This window comes from Kitasatospora sp. NPDC024654 (assembly GCF_055559155.1).
The window spans coordinates 103,577-120,830 of sequence record NZ_JBVHLF010000014.1 but is presented as its reverse complement, the minus strand read 5'-3'; the positions used below and the strand labels follow the sequence as shown (position 1 = coordinate 120,830).

General features: G+C 72.6%; 9 protein-coding genes and 2 pseudogenes. 5 read left to right on the top strand and 6 right to left on the bottom strand.

The genetic code is table 11. From position 1 onward, the window contains the following. The first annotated feature begins 133 nt into the window (after positions 1–133). The 3 genes from ACZ38L_RS11805 (at position 134) to ACZ38L_RS11795 (ending at position 2,866) form a co-directional block, all read left to right on the top strand. A complete protein-coding gene (locus ACZ38L_RS11805; RefSeq protein WP_465691729.1) occupies positions 134–1,153 on the top strand; it encodes an Acg family FMN-binding oxidoreductase in 1,020 nt (339 codons plus the stop codon). Between the two features lie 293 nt (positions 1,154–1,446). After that, positions 1,447–2,412, top strand: a complete 966-nt coding sequence (locus tag ACZ38L_RS11800; RefSeq protein ID WP_465691727.1) for a pyridoxamine 5'-phosphate oxidase family protein — start codon at positions 1,447–1,449, stop codon at positions 2,410–2,412. 235 nt (positions 2,413–2,647) lie between these two features. Next, positions 2,648–2,866 carry a hypothetical protein gene (locus ACZ38L_RS11795; protein WP_465691725.1) on the top strand — a complete coding sequence of 73 codons (219 nt, stop codon included), beginning with the start codon at positions 2,648–2,650 and terminating at the stop codon, positions 2,864–2,866. Positions 2,867–3,009: 143 nt separating this feature from the next. Here ACZ38L_RS11795 and ACZ38L_RS11790 read toward each other — a convergent pair whose 3' ends face one another. After that, complete coding sequence (locus tag ACZ38L_RS11790; protein ID WP_465691723.1) at positions 3,010–6,123, bottom strand: AAA domain-containing protein; 3,114 nt, start codon at positions 6,121–6,123, stop codon at positions 3,010–3,012. Between the two features lie 202 nt (positions 6,124–6,325). On the opposite strand from ACZ38L_RS11790, the pseudogene ACZ38L_RS11785 reads away from it, so the two are divergent. After that, positions 6,326–7,418, top strand: a pseudogene (locus tag ACZ38L_RS11785) (DEAD/DEAH box helicase); the annotation flags it as partial. Here ACZ38L_RS11785 and ACZ38L_RS11780 read toward each other — a convergent pair. After that, positions 7,391–8,306, bottom strand: a pseudogene (locus ACZ38L_RS11780) (integrase core domain-containing protein). The pseudogenes ACZ38L_RS11785 and ACZ38L_RS11780 overlap by 28 nt on opposite strands. Here ACZ38L_RS11780 and ACZ38L_RS11775 point away from each other — a divergent pair. Beyond that, positions 8,229–8,606 (top strand): hypothetical protein, encoded by a 378-nt coding sequence (locus tag ACZ38L_RS11775; RefSeq protein WP_465691778.1) that lies wholly within the window; start codon positions 8,229–8,231, stop codon positions 8,604–8,606. The pseudogene ACZ38L_RS11780 and the gene ACZ38L_RS11775 sit on opposite strands and share 78 nt — an antisense overlap. Positions 8,607–8,695: 89 nt before the next feature. Here ACZ38L_RS11775 and ACZ38L_RS11770 read toward each other — a convergent pair whose 3' ends face one another. Genes ACZ38L_RS11770 through ACZ38L_RS11755 form a run of 4 tightly spaced genes read right to left on the bottom strand, consistent with a single transcriptional unit; the run spans position 8,696 to position 16,862 of the window. Further along, positions 8,696–9,964, bottom strand: coding sequence for a TIGR02679 family protein (locus tag ACZ38L_RS11770; RefSeq protein WP_465691721.1), 1,269 nt, complete (start codon positions 9,962–9,964; stop codon positions 8,696–8,698). Between the two features lie 27 nt (positions 9,965–9,991). Beyond that, positions 9,992–14,101, bottom strand: a complete 4,110-nt coding sequence (locus tag ACZ38L_RS11765; protein ID WP_465691719.1) for a TIGR02680 family protein — start codon at positions 14,099–14,101, stop codon at positions 9,992–9,994. Next, complete coding sequence (locus ACZ38L_RS11760) at positions 14,098–15,282, bottom strand: TIGR02678 family protein (RefSeq protein ID WP_465691717.1); 1,185 nt, start codon at positions 15,280–15,282, stop codon at positions 14,098–14,100. Before ACZ38L_RS11760 ends, ACZ38L_RS11765 begins: the two co-directional genes overlap by 4 nt. Beyond that, entirely contained in the window at positions 15,279–16,862 is a 1,584-nt protein-coding gene (locus tag ACZ38L_RS11755; protein WP_465691715.1) for a TIGR02677 family protein, read from the bottom strand. The genes ACZ38L_RS11760 and ACZ38L_RS11755 overlap by 4 nt, the downstream gene beginning before the upstream one ends. Between the last annotated feature and the right edge of the window lie 392 nt (positions 16,863–17,254).

Sequence of the window (17,254 nt, the reverse complement as noted above, 5' to 3'; positions counted from 1 at the left end):
GATGTTGAGCCCCAGGGGCCCCGCTCGCCCGGCCTGTGCTCGGGACATAGCACCGGACCGTGGTGGGGAGCAGCATGGATGTGAAACGCCACCGAGCCGGAGGGGCGTTCTGGTGACGGAAGGATGATCGGTCATGGCCGAGCCGGCTATCGCTCTCGATCAGCTGTACCTGCTGGCCGCTGCCGCGGGCGCGGCGCCATCGGTACACAACAGCCAGCCCTGGCGCTTGCGACCCACCCCGGACGCGCGGGGGGTGCTGGTCTTCGGCGACCCCCAGCGGGCCATCGCCATCACCGACCCGCTGGGCCGAGCCCTACACGTGTCCGTCGGCGCGGCCGTGTTCAACCTGCGGGTCGCCGCCGGCCGGCTCGGACGAGCCGCAGCCGTACGGCTCCTCCCCGACCCGGCCGACCCACATCTGCTCGCCGAGATCGACCTCAGCGAGCCCGCCGCACGGCACCCCTTCGGGCACCACCTCTACCCCGCGATCCAGCAGCGCCACTCCAGCCGCCAACCGTTCACCAACCGCGACATACCCGAGGCCGTCCTCGGCGAACTGATCGAAGCCGCCCACCACGAGGACGTGCTGCTCTCGCTGCTCGAGGAGGACGGGATTCTGCGCGTCCTCGCAGTGACCGCCGAGGCCGAGCAGCGCACTGCCACCGATCTCGCCCGCCAGGCGGAGACCCGCAGCTGGCTGCGCCTGGAAGCCCCCGCCTCCGACGGCATCCCGGCCACCGCCCTGGGCCCGCAGGACCGCGACGCCCGGATCCCGATGCGCGACTTCACGGCCGGCCGCCCCGATGCCCCCACACTCGTCCCCCGGCACTTCGAGGCGCTGCCCCAGCTCTGCCTGCTGAGCACCCGCACCGACCACCCCCAGGACTGGCTGCGCACCGGACAGGCACTGGAGCACGTCTGGCTGCTCGCCACCGTCCACGGCCTCCGGGCCTCGGTGCTCCACCAAGCCGTCGAATGGCCCGAGACCCGCTGGCGCCTACGCGACCCCGAAGGACCGCCCGATCATGTCCAACTGGTACTGCGCCTCGGCTACGGCCCACCCGGACCAACCACCCCCCGCCGACCGGTCGAAGAGATCATCGACCTGACCGACTACCAGTCCCCCACGGGGTTCGGCGAGTCATCGACCTGACGACACGGCCCGAACTGCGGCTACGTCTTCCGCCGCCCCGATGGCAAGCCCCCACGCCCCGAACCTGTGGCCCCACGAGCACCGGCCCGACCCGCTCCCCCGGTCCCCCGCCGGCCGCCCGGCTGTGTCGACGATCCGGTGATCCCTCCGGCCACGCGGTCCGCTACGGCCGCCACAGCGCACCTCTTACGGTCCGATCGGCCCTGGCGAGGATGGCCCGGCTCTGTTGTGCTGGGAACCAGAACGGGAAGACCTACCGCCCGACCTACCGAACATCCCGCAGGGAGGCCGCGATGAAAGCCGCCGTCGGAGACCGAGTCACCGTGGAGGGCACCCGCCCGGGCACAGCGCGCCGCGACGGACGCGTGATCGCGCTGCACCACGCGGACGGTGACCCGCCGTGGGACGTCCTGTGGTCGGACACCGGGCACACCACCACGTTCTTCCCCGGTCCGGACACCCACCTGCACCATTTCACCCGCCAAGCCCCGGGAAAGCGCCCTCCCAACCCATCCGACCGACCGAACGCCTCCTCGAAGACCGGGCGGAACGAACAGACCGTGTCCACGGAGCCCACCGGCGAAGGCCCGGGCCACGGCAGACCGAGCAACCCCGGCGACGTCGGCCGCCGCGTCGCGCTGCGCCGCGAACAGCTGGGGCTCAGCCGGGCGCAGACCGCGGCCCGGGCCGGCACGGCAGTGTCGTACCTGGAGTACCTGGAGACCTCGCCCGCCGACGTCGGCAGGGGCACGCTGGTCAGGCTGGCCGCCGCGCTGGACACGACGGCCGACCAGCTGCTGGGCGGCGGACTCGACCTGCCGCCCGGCCGCGAGCGCGCCGCCGCACACCCGGTGCTGGACCAGCTGACACGGGCCGAGTGCTGGGCCAGGCTGTCCACCGACGGGGTCGGCCGGGTGGCTCTCAGCACGGCGGCGGGCCCCGTCATCCTCCCGGTCAACTACTGGGTCCTGGACGGCACACTGATCTTCCGCACAGCCGACGACGGCCCTCTGGCCGCCGCTGTCGGCAACCGCGTCGCCCTCGAGGTCGACCGGATCGACGAGGCGCTGCGCACCGGCTGGAGCGTGCTGGCCGTCGGCACCGCGAACCGGATAGATGACCGGCCGGCCCTGGCCCACCTGAAGGAGCGGGACACCCCGTCCCCTTGGGCGGGCGGCGAGCGGGACCTGTGGATCCGGATCAAGCCGACCGAACTCAGCGGCCGGGTGATCCGTACCGCCGCCGGAGACGCGCGGTGACCTCCGCCGACGACCCGGCGGGCAGGACACCCGGTCTGCGCGGCACGGACTCTCCTGCCAGGGTGCTCTCCACGTCCGTCACCTCCAGTCGATCGTCAGCCGCCCGCCCTGATCGGTCACCGCGGTCCCGAACTCGGCACACGCGGCGGTGAACCGCTCGCGGATCCACTCGCTGTCCTCGCCACGTGCCAGACGGGTGTGGCAGCAGGCGGGCAGCGTCTGGGTGGCCAGACCGATGCCGAGGGCCGAGATCCGCGTCCGCGACATCGCCACGCCACTCGCGCGATGCGCGGTCGCCGCGCCTGGGGACGATCTCGTCGACGTCCTGGACCTCGCGACCGCGCGACCGCCGATCCTCGTACTGGACAGCGGCCAACTGGTCGGCATCGTCACCGTCGACGACATCTCCCGCATCGCCCGCGCACGGCTTCCCGTCACCGATCGCAGCGCATGAGGAGCATCCGCGCCAAGGTCGCGCTGAGCGGTCGACTCCCTGCCGCTTGGGGCCGCCGGACATCCGGGCGGGGCCGTCCGGCCCATCGCGTCGGGGTGCAAGCCGAACTAGCCTCGGTCACATACAGTCGTCGGGCCCGTCGCTCACGGCAGCCAGCGGGCGGCCTGCTCCCGGGTGACCCGCGCCGCGTCGACGTACCAGAGCCGCTTGGCGCCGTCCCAGCGGGCGCGGAGCTGCTGCTTGGCCTCCTCCTTGTCGGCGAACGGGACGTCCAGGTAGAGCCGGCCGCCGACCACGGCTCCCGGTCGCACGGCGTCACCCGACGGCGTCGCCGGGGCTTTGGCCCGGCCCGGTCGCACGGCGTCACCCGAGGGCGCCACCGGAGCGCTGGCCCTGCCCGCCCGCCCGCCGTCGCTCCGCGGGTTCCAGGCCGCCTTCTCCTTCCGCGCCCGCTCCATCACCTTGCTCACCCGCCGGCACGAGTCCGGATCCGTGAACCGCATCATCAGGTCCGTCGGCCCGCTGTTCGCCAGCAGGTTGAGCGAGCCGTGCCAGAGCACCGCACCGTCCAGGATGAGCACCTTCTCGTGCATCCGCTCGCGGAAGTCCACCTCGCAGCCCACCGACCGCAGTTGCTCGATCTGGTTCCGGTGCCGGTCCACCCCCGCGTCGTCGCGCTGCTCCTCCGGCGCCCGGGTGTGAACCACCACCCGCACGCCCGTCGCCACCCGCTCGCCGAACAGCACGGACCACCGCTGCACGGGCTGCGGGTCGAGGAACGGGCAGTACACCTCGATGCTGCCGGTCGCCCGGGTGACGTCCCACTCCACCGCCTTGTCGACCTCGTCGGCCGGGAAGAAGGCCGGCCGCGCCAGCTCCTCCTCCGACAGGGCGGAGAGCTGGGCCGCCTCCCGGACCGGCACCAGCTGGTCGGCCGACATCACCTGGGCGTGGCGCTCCAGATGGTCGAGCATGACGCGGGCCTCGCTGTGCGGGGCGAGGTGGCTGCGCAGGTGCTCGACGTCGGCGACCACGATCAGGTGGTCCTGGGCGCGGCTGAGCGCGACGTTGAGCAGCCGGCAGGTGTCGGAGGAGAGTCCCGTGCCGGTGTAGAAGAAGCCGGGGTCCTTTCCCGCCCCGACGGCCGTGTCGAAGACCACGATCGGACGCTGACTGCCCTGGAAGCGGTGGATCGTGTCGACCAGGCCCTCGTACTCCTCCCCGAAGCGGTACTTCAGACTTCCCTTCAGCGCCTGCACCTGCGCCCGGTACGGCGCGATGACGGCCAGCCGATCCGTCGCCCGCTGCCCCGCGGGTATCGAGGCGGCGTCCCACTTGCGCCCCGGCAGCACCCCCTCGTACTGGAGCCCGCGGACGAGTTCGTGCACCACGGCCTCGTTCACCGTGTTCGACTTGTGGTCGGGCCCAGCGATCCGCTGCCGCGAGGTGTCGACCAGGATGACCGGCGCCTCGACCAGCGGGTTGACGGGGACGCGGCTCCGATCGTCGCGGCCGGTGGCGAGCGGGGAGTCGGGGTAGGCGACCGCGTTGACGACCCGGCAGATCGGCTCGCGCATCCGGTACTGGGTGTCCAGCGCCACCAGCCGCGGATCCTCACGGACCGAGCCGGAGGCCGCCACCAAGCCCGCCGCGTGGAAGGCGTCACGGGCGGCCCACAGGCGCGAGTGGGCGCGCTCCTCCTCGGTGGCCTTGCGGTCACCGGCGCCCTTGGTGACGGCCGGCAGCTGGCGGAAGTCCCCGGCGACGATCACCCGCTTCTCCGCCAGCCCGGCGGCGAGCCAGGCCGAGGGCAGGTTGACCATGCCCGCCTCGTCGATGACGACGACGTCCACGCGGTCGAGCAGCTTGCGCGACTGCACGGCCTTGGCAACCGTCGTCCCCAGCACGCGGCAGCGGGAGCGCACGGTGTCCTGGATCTTCCGGCGCTGCTTGTCGAGTTCCTCGGCCCGCTTCTGCAGCGCCTCTGCCTCACGGACCAGGTCCGCACGCGGCGGGACGCCGGCGAGCCCGGCTCGGGTCGCGGCCAGCGGGCCGCTGAGGTCGCCGATCTCGCCGGCGGCCCGGTTCCGGCGCTGTCCGGCCTGGACGGCGCTGTGCCGCGCGCTCTCGGCCGTCGCCGCAGCCTGGATCAACTTCCCGCGCAGTGTTTCGAGTTGGGCTTCCTTGCGCTTGGCGAACAGGCCGCCCGGGGTGCCGATCTCACTGATCGCCAGGCGCAGCTGGGCTGCCTCGGCCTCCGCGCGCAACGCCTCCTGTTCGTCCGCGGTGGCCGTCTCGGCGGCTTCGGCCTGCTCGGTGCGGGCGGCGGCGATCCGGTTCTCCAGGGCCTGCACCTGGTCGTGCAGCGCGATCGCGGCCCGCATGCGATCGCGCGAGAGCGAGACCCCGGTGAGCGCCTCGTCCAGCTGCACGGCGATCCGCGTCGCGATTCGCGAGGTGTCGACGTACTCGCCGTACCGCTCGCGCAGCGACGGCACCTCGATCTCCCCGGCACGCTGCACCAGACCTTCGGCGAAGCCCGGCTCGGCGGTGAGCAGGTCGCAGACCCGCTCCAGTGCCTGGTCGACCGCGACCTTGGTCGGTGCCAGGAACAGGACGTTGAGCCCCTGCCGGTAACTGCCTTCGATGATGTGCCCGACGACATCCGTCTTCCCGGTGCCGGGCGGGCCCCAGAGGAAGAGCACCTGGCTGGCCAGCGCGCGCTCCACGGCCAGCCGCTGGCGAGCGTTGAGCTTCAGCCCGCGCCAGCCGGCCACCCACCGCCCGGGGTCATGGTCCCGTGCGACGACCGGGTTCCCCTGCCCGACCAGCCAGCCCGCGCTCTCGACCCGCACCGGGCTGTCCTGCCCGCCCGCCGCCTCGAGGCGTTCGGCGACGGCCGCCATGCCGGCGGAGTCGTCGGCGCGGACCTGGACCTGACCCGGCTCCTGCCCCAGGCTCTCCGCGACCACCAGCCGCACCGTGCCGTCGGGCAGCCGGGAGGCCTGCCCGACCGTCCAGACACCACGCGACCGCAACGGGCGGACCAGCACCGAGGAACCGTCGTCCAGCGACGGGAGCCACTTCCTGCAGACGAAGAGGTACTCGCTGCGTCCTGGGGCGGCGGAGACCGGCCGGCCACCGGAGAGCAGGACCGTCTCCGCCTCCTTGCCGTCGGCGCGCCGCTCCGCCAGGATCTCCGCCCGTGCCGCCGCCAACAGGTCCGCCACCGGATACGGCTGCTCGGTCTGTGTCATGCGACTGCTCCCCCGTTTCCCCACGATCCGTCGCCACCACTCTACGGAGCGCACCGACGATGACGAGTGCCTTTCGGTGAGCTTCCGCCGCGGTCCGCGGGCGTCCGATGCCCCAAGTACTGCGGCATTCCGGTCCCAAGTGGTCGGTCGCGCACCATACGGCTGGTTCCGTCTCGGAAGATCACATCCCGAAGGAGCCGCCGTGAGGCCGACCCTGGCCGCCGCGCAGCTGCGCGGCAGTCTGACGCAGTACCTCACGACGACCTACGCGCTGGCCGAGGAGGACACCCGCGTCGCGCTGGAGCGGTTCCTCGGGCATCCCGAGACGGGCATCTTCCGCGGGCCCTACCTGCGGATCCGGACCCCGTTCCACACGGCCGAGGACGGCTGGCAGCGGCACCTGGAGTGGCACCCCGGCTTCCCGCCCTACCGTCACCAGGCCACCGCCTGGGAACGCCTGAGCACCTTGCACGGGCCCGCGTGCCCGACCCTGGTGACGACGGGGACCGGCTCCGGCAAGACCGAGTCGTTCCTGGTCCCGATCCTCGACCACTGCCGGCGGGAGAAGGCGCGCGGCCGGCGCGGGGTCAAGGCCATGCTGCTGTACCCCATGAACGCTCTGGCCACCGACCAGGCCGGGCGGATCGGGGAGTACCTGGCGCAGCCGGGGCTGGCCCAGGTCACCGCCGGTCTCTACATCGGCGACCGCCCGGACACCGACTTCCGGCGGGTGATGACGCGACGTGAGGAGATGCGGGTCTCCCCGCCGGATGTGCTGATCAACCAACTACAAGATGCTCGACCTGCTGCTGCAGCGCGGTGAGGACCGGCCGCTGTGGCAGGGCGCCGAGATCTCCCACGTGGTTCTCGACGAGTTCCACACCTACGACGGCGCGCAGGGCACCGATGTCGCGATGCTGCTGCGGCGGTTGGCGACCGCGGTCGGCGCCTCCCGCGCCGGGCAACCGCTGGGCTCCATCTGCCCGGTGGCCACCTCGGCGACCCTGGGTGAGGGGCGGCCCGGGAGCCCGGCCGGTGGCATCCTCGAGGTGGCGGAGCAGGTGTTCGGCATGCCTTTCACCTCCGAAACACTGGTCGGTGAGGAACGGATGACCGCGGAGGAGTTCACCGGCAGCGTGAACTACGAGCTGCCCGATCCCCCGAGCCCGCACGAGGTGATCGAGGCCTCGGGCGGTCCCGGGGTCGAGGCGAACCCGGACCTGCTGGACCTGGACTCTGCGCCTGCCGGATATCTCGTCCACCCAGGTCAAGCAGCATGTCGGTACTCGCGGATCACTCCACCGAGCCGGTCGTGTCGGCGTATGTCCATACGGGCGATTCGCCCGGGATCGGTCATCGGTTCGGGGACCGCGCGCAGGGGCGCCGCCTGGTTCAAGGCCTGATGGGGCCGGTGCGCATTGTGATGGTGCTCGAACTCTCGCAAGGCGACGCGTAGGTGGCGCTCGTTCCAGATCAAGGTCCGATCCAGCAGCTCATGGCGGCAAGTCTGCACCCAGCGCTCCATGACGGAGTTCATCCGCGGCATGCGGATGCCGGAGAGCACGATCCGGATGCCGGCGTCACCCAGAATCTGGTCGAAGAGCATCGGGAACTTCGCGTCCCGGTCGCGAATCAGGTAGTTGACGCTGGCTCCGGCGTCCTCGATGTCCATGACGAGGTTTCGGGCGGCTTGGCCGACCCAGTGGGCGGTGGGATGCGCTGTGGTGCCCAGGATGCGGACGATGGGGGCACCTCCCGGCCGAAGGCTGGGGGAGGGTGGCGTGCTCCATCACCGCGAGGATGTACTGCGGTTGGCCGGTCAGGGTGACGGTCTCGATGAAGTCGCAGGCCAAGAGGGCGTCGGCCTGGGAGCGTAGGAAGTCGGCCCAAGTGGTGGCGCTGCGGTCGGGTGCGGGGTCGATCCCTTCGACTTTGAGTATCTCCCAGACGGTGGAGGCGGCTACCTTGATGCCGAGCGTGGCGAGCTCGCCGTGCACGCGCCGGTACCCCCACGCCGGATTCTCCCGAACCAGACGCAGGATCGGAACCCGGATCGAGCGGACGGTGGGCGGACGACCTGGTCGCTTCGGTCGACAGGCGCGGGCGTGACGCTGCTTCATCAGGTCGCGGTGCCAGCGCAGCACGGTGTCCGGTTGGACCAGAAGCCGCAGTCGCCGCAGCACCTCGCGCGGCAGCGGGGCGAGGAGCGCAGCGAGGAAGACGCGGTCCTCCGGAGCGAACCTCGCCTTGTCCCCACCGAGCTGCCGCTCAAGGACAGTGAGCTGGTGGCGCAGGGTGAGGATCTCCACAGCCTTGTCCCGGTCGCTCATCGGCAGCAGCCGCAGGACGGCGAACGCGTTGGTGACAGTCAGGTATGCCAGTCGAAGCAACACGTGATCATCCTGCCGCAACCGCCGACCAAGTCCTTGAGCCGCATGGATGGCATTCTCGGCAGGCGCAACCTCGGCGAGCCCCCGCACTGACCCGTCCGCAGCAGCCCGTGCAGACCAACGCAGGCCGAGGGCCCTGACGGGCCGGCAGGTGTGATCGGCGCCGGGGGCACCGAAGCGGCCTACGGGCTCTGGTCCCCGTGCAGGTCCGACAACAGGTCGTCGAGCAGGAGTTCCTCCTCGACGCGAATGCCGTGGTGCTCGATGGCCTCGCGCAGTGGCGGGTCCCAGGGGGTCGGTGACGGGCTGCCCGTGGTCAGCGGTGTGCCGAGTCCGGTGCGGACGGCGGCGAGGTAGGCGGCGTGGTCATAGCGCCAGGGGACCGCGCCGGGCAGGCTCAGCACGTCGGCGGCGATGCGGACGCCGCCCCAGTCGAAGTCCCCGTGGTAGGCGAGACGGCTGCCGTGGGCGGTGAGTCGGCCGAGCAGGGTGCGGGCAGCCAGCGAGACGTTCCCTTCCACGCAGACCAGCGGCGGGCAGACGGCGCCGAGCGCGGAGGCCGCGGCGGAGACGACCGCGGGGTTCTCGCAGACCCGCACGAGCGGGCCGGTCTCCCCGAGGTCTCGACAGCTGCGTACGAGTTGGCGCAGGGTCAGGACGCACGGTTCGCCGGCCTCCCGTGCAGCCGCGAGCATTCGCCCGGTGCCGGGCCGGTCCGCACCGGGCAGGCCGAGGGTGAGCACGCGTGAGGATAGGTCGTCGACGGCCACACCGACCGCGGCCCACAGCCTGCGGCGGCCCTCGGCCCCGGTGGTCGATCCGTCCGGCAAGCCGGCGAGCGCCTTGACGGCGGAGCGGACGAGTGCGGTCAAGGGGCGTCCCTCGTCGAGCGCGTGGGCGTCGGACAGGCAGCGGGCGGCGACGACGGGCACGGTCAGCGCGGTGGCGGGATCGGCAGGCAGTTCGGCAAGGACGCGGGCGGCGTGATCGGCCAGCTGTCGGGCGACGCCCGGGTCGGAACCGGACAGCCGCTTGAGCAGCCCGGAGGTCTCCAGTTGCGCTCGCCAGTCGGTCAGGACGGGCCGGTCGCAGGCGGGGTCCAGTGGAGCGTGGGCCGCTCGCCAGGCCTCGGCCGATACCTGTACCTCGGCCCGCCGGTCGGTGACCGGCCCGGTGAGCAGGACGACGGCGGCCGCCAGCCCGTCGGGGCAGGCCAGCGATTCGCGCAGCACCCTGTCGACCTCGGCGAGCGGTACCGAGAGGGAGCGGCCGGCCCGTAGCCGGCGCCCGAGCAGGAGCTCGATCGCGCGGCGTTGCTGGGCCGAGGCGGTGGCCAGTATCGCCGTACCGGTCGGCGAGCGCCCGGTGGCCAGCCGTTCGCGGACCCGCTCGACCACCCAGGCCGTATCGGGGCCGCCGAGCAGCCTGCGCAGGCGGGGCAGGTCCGCCATCGGTTCCGCCGTCCCGGAGCCCATCTGTCAGTCGTCTCCGAGCAGGGTGGGCTGTTCGTCGGCCGGCTGCTTCGCCGCTGCGTGTGGCACGTACGGCACCGGTCGTTGTTCGCGTGAACGGTTTCGGCCGTCCCAGCGCCAGGGGGTGACGAGGACCGCGTCGATGCCCTCGCGGCGGGTCAGCTGGGCGATACCGATCCCGGGGACGGTCGGGTAGCAGGCCCACTCGCGTTCGCTGGTCATCACCACGTCGAGGTCGAAGGAGGCGAGCAGGCCCAGGCACTTGGCCCGGGAGTCGTCGTCCACCCCGGCGAAGGCTTCGTCGAGGGCGATCAGGCGGGGTGCGTGCGGGCTGCCGGAGGAGTAGTGCGACGAGGCGGCGGCGAACAGCGGCACGGAGGCGGCCAGCACCCGCTCGCCGCCGGAGGCCGGCCCGGTCGCGGGCTTCCAGTGGCCGTCCTGGCGGCGCTGGATGGTGAACATGTGCCAGGTCCGGTAGTCGAGGGCGCGGGTGAGCTGGTCCGCCCAGGAGTCGCCAGGGTGTTCCTCGCGGTCCTTCGCGATCCTGGCCTGGAGGAACTCCCCCACCAGGGCGCGGTCGGCCGGCCGCCAAGCGTCGGAGGACTGGCGCAGCAGGCGGGTGCGAACGGCTTCGAGTCCCTGCGGGGCGTCCTTGGCGGGCTGCCAGAGCAGGCGCAGCGTCATGCCGGTGGAGGTGGGGCGGTCGGCGAGGTCCTGGTTCATCGCCTGGACCTGTTCCTCGGCCCCGGCGATGAGCTCCTGGAGGACTCCTGCCACCTCACCCACCAGGTGGTTCTCCAGGAGTTCGCGTTCCTTGGCGGAGAGCAGGCGACCGCGCTGCTCGACCTCCTCGCTCAGCGAGGTGGCGAGTTCCGGGACGTCGTGGGTGCGGCCTTGGAAGAGGACGTCGACGACCATGACGCCCTCGCGCAGGGTCATGCCGACCGAGTGGCCGTGACGGGCGAGCGCGTCGGTGAGGAGCTTGTGCTCGGCGGTGATCCGCTGCTGCACCAGCTCCCAGCGGCGGTCGGCCTCGTCCACGGTTTCGAGTTCCTGGTGGATGGCCCTGGCCAGCGCGACGGCGGGGGTCGGGGCCCACGGCTCGTCCGAGGGCGGCAGGACGAGCTCGGGCAGGGCGGTGACGAGCAGGCCGGTGGTGGCGAAGGCGCGCAATGCGGCAACCGCGCGGTCCCGCTCAACGGTGGCCTCGGTGATCCGGGTACGGATCTCGGACCGGCGGCCTTCGGCCCGGGCCCGGGCGGTCAGGGCCGCGTCGCGCGCGGCGCGGGTGGTCTTCTCGGCGGCGTCGCGTCGCTCCATGGCGGCGTCTGTCTCGGCGAGACGACGGAAGAGCTCGTCAACGCTCGCACCGACGGTCTCGCCGAGCACGCGGTGGCGTTCGGCCGCCGCCTGCGCCGTGCGGCGCGCCTGTTCAGCGGCGTCGGCGGCGTCGGCCAGGGCCTGCGCGGAGGTCTCCGCCTCGGTGGCGGCCTCGGCGGCGTCGGCGGCGGAGCGGGCACGCGCCGTGGCGGCGGGTAGCAGGGCGGCCAAGGCGGCGCGGTAACCGGCCAGCGCCTCGCGGACGGCGTCGAGGGCTTCCCGGGTCGCGGTCAGGCCGGTGTCCGAGGCGTACTCCTCGGCCCGGACCGCAGCCTCGGCCGCCTCCTCGTGACTGGCCACAGCCAGCCGCTGTGCATCCTCCTGGCGCTCCGCCAGGCGTCGAACCGCCTCGGCCTCGTGGCCCTGGCGGGTGTGGGCCTCGCGTAGTGGCTGGTCGGTGGGCAGGGAGCGCAGCTCGGCCGCGAGCACGGCGGCGCGATTGCGTACCGCGGCCCGCTGCTCGTCCAGGGTCGCGAGGGTGTCGGCGAGCTGGGCCCGGCGGTCTGCGAGTTCGGCGATCCGGGCACGGCGCGCGGCCTCGCGGGAGCCCTCGCCGATGAAGTGGGCGGCGTGCTTGCTCCAGGACCCCGCCAGCGCACCGAGCCGGTAACGGCCGTCCACGGCGACCCAGCTCGGGTGCGGCGCGTCGGCCCCCAGCGCAATCGAGGCGAGCACGGCCGCGACCGTCTCGTCTCCGAGGGCAGCGGCCGTCGGATCGGCCCTGTCGACGGCCGGGCACAGCACGGCGGCGAGCGAGGCGCCAGACGCCGGGCTGTCGGGCAGCAGCACGGCGTCGTGGGTGTCGGCGGCGAGCAGGGCGCCGTCGGGGGTGAGCCAGGCATCGAGCAGGCCGGCGGCTTCCAGGGCAGCCTCGATTCCGGCACGGTCGGCGGCGGGAACGTGGTCGGCGAAGTCAACAGCCCGCCACAGTGGCGCACCTGGCCGGCCGGTGCGGCCGTGCCGGTCGCGGGTGTGCGGAGCGGACGGAGCGTCGTGTCCGCCGGACTCCAGGCGGCTGATCTCCTCGTCCGCGGCATGCCGCTCGCGTCTGGCGGCGTCGCGCTCGGCGTCGAGTTCGGTCTCCTGACGGGTGAGTCGGGCGGCGTGCTGACGGTGGGCGTGTGCGGCAGCCTCGGCCACCGGGTTCGGGCCCGCCAGGGTCTCGGTCCAGACCTCCAGGGCGGCCAGCGCCTGGTCCGGGTCCGTGAGGCGCAGTTCGACGGCGTTCGCGCTCCAGGCTCGGAGGTCGGCCACGAGGTCGGCCCCCCGGCCGGCGACGGCCTCGGCGGCGAGCGCGGCACGCTCCCGCCCGGCCTCCAGGTCCGAGGTGCGGCGGCCCGCTTCTGTCTGCGCCTCCCGAGCCTGGTCGTTGGCCCGTTCGACGGCGGTGAGCAGTTCGGTCAGGCCGGTGACGGCGTGGCGGCGGTGCTCCACCGCCCGTTCCCCCGTGCGCCGGGTGTCCTGATAGGGGGCGTGATCGCGGGCCAGGGCCTCGGCCACCGGGACGTGGTCGAGGCCGGCGTCCTCAGCGCAGCAGCGGGCGGCGCTGTCGGCCTGGTCGAGGGCGGCCTGGTCCGCCGCTGTCTGGGCCAAGGCGGCTGCGCTGCGCCGGTTCCAGTCGGCGGCGGTGCGCTGCGCGGCCTCCCGCGCGGCCACCCGGTCGAGTGCGGCCCTGTCCAGGGTCTCGGCGGTGCGGGCGGCCTGCTCCAGCTCTCGTGCCGCGTCCATTTCGGGGCTGCGGTTCAGCGCGTCACGTGCGGCCGTGAGCCGGGCCCGGTCGTCCTCCAGTGATGCCAGGCCCATCTCGGCCTGAGCCAACTCCTCCTCGGCGGTGGCGTGTTCCGTTTCCGCCTCACCCAGGTCGCGGCCCAAGTGCTCGTAGCGGCTGTGCGCCGCTCGCAGGACGCCGGCCTGGCGCTTGGCGGCGACCTGCGCGTACCGGCGGTAGTGGGTGAGGAAGCTCGCGGCGGCTCCGGACGCCTCGGAGAGCGCCACCAGTGCCTGTCGCTCCTCGTCCAGGCCGCGGAACGCCTCGGCGACCTCGCCGACCAGTGCGGGGTCCAGCGGGGGCAGGGACTCGGTCAGTGCCTTCGACAGCAGTCTCTCGTCGGGCCGCTTCGAGAGCTGCGGCTGGCGCAACTGGATCAGTAGGGTGACCAGTGCCTCGTACCGCTCCTGACCGAGGCCGAACAGTTGTTCGTCTACTGCGCGGCGGTACTCCGTGGCCGTGTCGTGCACCAGGCCGTGCCCCTGCAGGGCGTCCCGCAAGCGCTCACGGGTGTAGGGGACGCGGGTCGGGGAGAGCAGCGGCAGGTCCGGGCCGATGCGCAGGGTGGTGGTGAAGAACCAGTGCTTGGCGATGCCGCGGCCCTTGACGGCCTTGAGTCCGCAGCCGACGGTCCGGTACTGCGCGGTGCCGTCCTCGCCGATTCGGCCGAACTCCAGCCAGGTGTAGCCGGTGCGTTCGTCGTTGGGGTGCTTGCCGCCGAGGAGCAGGTTCCACTCCATCCGCTTGGCCCGGTCGCCGTCCGGCTCGACCCGGTTCGGCGCGAGTTCGCCGTCGAGCAGGAACGGCAGGGTGAGGGCGAGCACCTTGGACTTGCCGGTGCCGTTGTTGCCGCGCAGCAGCAGGCGGCCGTCGTGGAAGCGGAACTCCTCGGCGTCGTAGTAGAAGATGTCGACGAGCCCGGCGCGCAGCGGCTGCCAGCGGGTCTTGGTCGGCTGCGGCAGGGTCATGGGCGGTGGCGGGCCTTTCGGATGGTGGGTGCGGCGAGCGCGTAGCGGACCAGGGCGGGCTTGGCGCGTACGGTTTCGCCGTCGACGGTGGCGAGGTCCAGCGCGGTGAGGCGGTCCAGGGCCTGGTCCAACAGGTCGGCCGCGGCCGCCGGTTCGGCGGCGGACTTGCGCCAGTAGGCGGAGTGGCGGACGGCGAGTTCGCGGACCAGCTTGACCAGTTCCGCCAGTGTGCGCGGGCCGTCGGCGGTGGCGAGGTGGGCGGCGACCAGCAGCGTGACATGGCCCTCGGTCCCTTGTTCGGGCATCCGCACGTCGGTCAGTTCGTCCTCGGGGTCCACCATGGCGAGCCCCTCCGCCCGCGCCTCCGCCACCAGCCCGGTGAGTTCGCCGATCCGCCGGGTGATCGCGTGCCGCTGGGAGACCAGGTAGGCGCGCTCGTCCTCGGGCAGCTCGGCGTAGTAGACGACGGGGTCGTCGAGCAGCCTCCTGGTCAACCTGTGGCGCAGCGAGCGCAGCCGCAACTCGTCGGTATCCGGGGTGACTTCCTCGGTCAGTGCGAGCAGGCGCTGGTCCGAGTCAACGGCCGTGACGGTGGACGGCCCGCGCGTGGTGGCGAGCAGCCCGGCCAGGACCCTTCGGCGCACGTCGTACAGCACGTCGTTGGCGGCAGTGGACAGGTAGGCCTCCTCGTCGCCCGCCACCCGGTGCAGCACACCCCATTCCAGCAACAGCCTTACCACCGCAACCAGGTCGGAGCGCTCCTCACGGCGCTCCAGCCGGAACTCGACCCCGGCCGCCGCCAGCGCCGGATCGCCGGCCGCCGTGAGCACGCCTTCGGCGAGCCGGCCGAGCGTGATCTGCGCATCCGCGCGCTCCAACACGGCCAGCGCCAGGCAGAGCAGCACGTACCGCCGCCGACTGAACGGCACCCTGGTCCGAGGCGCACGAGCGGGCCGGGTCGCATCGTCCAGCCGCGCGGGCGACTTGAACAGCCGAGCGGTCTCCGCGTCGACCACCAGCCGCCAGCCAGTCTCCTGCGTGAACCAGGCCGCGAGCTCGGCCGCGTGCTTGCGCACCAGCCGGAAGTCCTCGTCCGCGATGGTCAGCAACGGCGCCGACAGCAGAGCACGGGCGGCCCGACGGCGCTCCGCCTGTACGTCGACCAGCGGCGCGGCGTTCACCGCCGCCCCCCGACCGGCGCCAGGTCGATGATCTCGACCACGTGCTCGGGACCGGACAGGACCCCGTCGACGGTCGGGATCTCCACCATCTTCTGCGAATCCACCAGCTTCAGCCGGATCTCCATCGTGCCGTCTCCGGTCATCGCCGAGGACTCGCTCTCACCTGGTATCCGAGCCGCCAGTGCGTCGCCCAGGACGGCGAGGAAGAGCCTGAACTCCTGGGTGTCCAGCCCGTTCGGACCCGCGAGGGCGGAGAGCAGGACCGGCCCGTCGGTGGCCAGGGCGGCCCTGGCCGCAGCCGTCTGCTCCGTCTCCCGTTCGACCTGCTCTGCCAGCGCCCGGCGGGCCGCAGACCGGTCGCCGACCCGGTTGGGCGCACCACGGCGCTCATAGGAGCCGGTCTCACGCAGCCGCGGACTGATTTCCAACGGCGGCGCCTCACACCATGGAGTGGCCGCGGGGAGGTCGGCCTCCTGCCAGGCCGCCTCGGTCACCGCGTCCACGCTCAGATGGCGGGCCGGGGTCAGCGCGAACGCAACCCGCCACAGCCGGTGCGCCGCGGCATCGTCCGGTGCCTGGGCGAAGAACCGGGCCAGGGCCCGGAAGTCGGCCGACCGGTCGGTACGGCCGCCGCGCCGCTCGTTGAGCGCCGCGACCGTGTTGACCAGACCGGTGATCGCGCTGACCGCTGCGCCGCGCAGCAGCTTCGCCTGCGACGGCTGGCGGCTGGAACGGCTCAGGAACCAGTCGGTCAGCCCGCGCCAGCGGTTCTCCCATCCGGTCAGCGCGGACGCCAGGGCCGCCTGCCTGTCAGGACCGGCCGCATCCTCGTCCGCGCTGCCCGCGGGAACGGCGTCGGTGGCCTCACGCCGGGCCGCTGCCAGCAGGAGGCGGGCCACGCCGGCACCGTCCAGACGGCCGATCAAATCGGCGATCTGTGCGCCGCGGTTCGCCAGGTCTGCGATGAACCGCTCGATGTACTCGACCAGTCGGTCCTTGTAGGCGATGAACGCTTCCTCGTCGCCGTCCTGGAAGTCGATGGTCCGGCGCAGCGAGGCCATGAACGCCTGCGCGTTGTCCGCAAGACTGCCGAATCGGTCGGCGAGCTGTAGCAGTAGCAGATGCGCCTTGGCCGGATCCGGATCATCCTGCTCGGCCAGCGCCAGCAACGACCCGAGTTGCTCGGCGATGTCCGCGAGAGCCACCGACTGCAGCTGCCCCCGCTGGCCGAGGGCCTGCTCGTACAGCGCGACGGCACGCAGCGCGGCCTGACCGTGCCGGGTGAGCTGGTACAGGTACCTGGCACGGTGGAAGTCCTCGACAGAGGTGACCCGGCCGGTGTCGGCGTCAGCCCGCAGGTTGCCCCACTCCACCAACTGCTCCAGCGCCCCACTGACCGCCTCCGACGGGACCGGGTCCGCGGCCGCGTCCCGGCGCAGCTCGCCGGCCACGTCCTCCGGACGTAGGTGGACGATGAACCGCTCCCGGGCCTGCGCGAACACACCCAGCACCTGACCGTACAGCTCGGCCTTCGGCGCGTTCAGGTAGGCGAAGGGCTGCGGCGGCGGTGCTGTGGTCACCTGCCCGAGTATCCCAGAGGACCACCCAGCCGTGGCCGGATTCGGGAAACGTCCTGTGTACGACCGGACACAGAGGCTGCCGTCCTCCGAATCGGCGACCTCGCCGATCCGCAGGGAGGATCCGGCCCGGCTGAGCAGCGCCGTTCACTCGCGCGAGTGACGTATGCCCTGACTCCCTTCTCCGGGCCGCAGCAGCCGCCAGGATTGGTGCACGGGGCCGACAGACCGCACGCCCGCTCACGGGCCCGCTGTACATACTCGTGAGTGCCGGGCTATGGGAGGCAAAGCTCCCCCACCAGCGGGGGCATGTGCCTGTGGTTCAACTCACCCCTCGGACACCGACTGATACCCCACGGGGATCATTCCAGTGCTGGTTGGGATTCATCTCAACC

Excerpts from the sequence above, each read along its gene's own strand:
- ACZ38L_RS11805 (WP_465691729.1), top strand. The coding sequence starts at position 134 with ATGGCCGAGCCGGCTATCGCTCTCGATCAGCTGTACCTGCTGGCCGCT.
- ACZ38L_RS11800 (WP_465691727.1), top strand. The coding sequence starts at position 1,447 with ATGAAAGCCGCCGTCGGAGACCGAGTCACCGTGGAGGGCACCCGCCCG.
- ACZ38L_RS11795 (WP_465691725.1), top strand. The coding sequence starts at position 2,648 with ATGCCGAGGGCCGAGATCCGCGTCCGCGACATCGCCACGCCACTCGCG.
- ACZ38L_RS11790 (WP_465691723.1), bottom strand. The coding sequence starts at position 6,123 with ATGACACAGACCGAGCAGCCGTATCCGGTGGCGGACCTGTTGGCGGCG.
- ACZ38L_RS11770 (WP_465691721.1), bottom strand. The coding sequence starts at position 9,964 with ATGGCGGACCTGCCCCGCCTGCGCAGGCTGCTCGGCGGCCCCGATACG.
- ACZ38L_RS11765 (WP_465691719.1), bottom strand. The coding sequence starts at position 14,101 with ATGACCCTGCCGCAGCCGACCAAGACCCGCTGGCAGCCGCTGCGCGCC.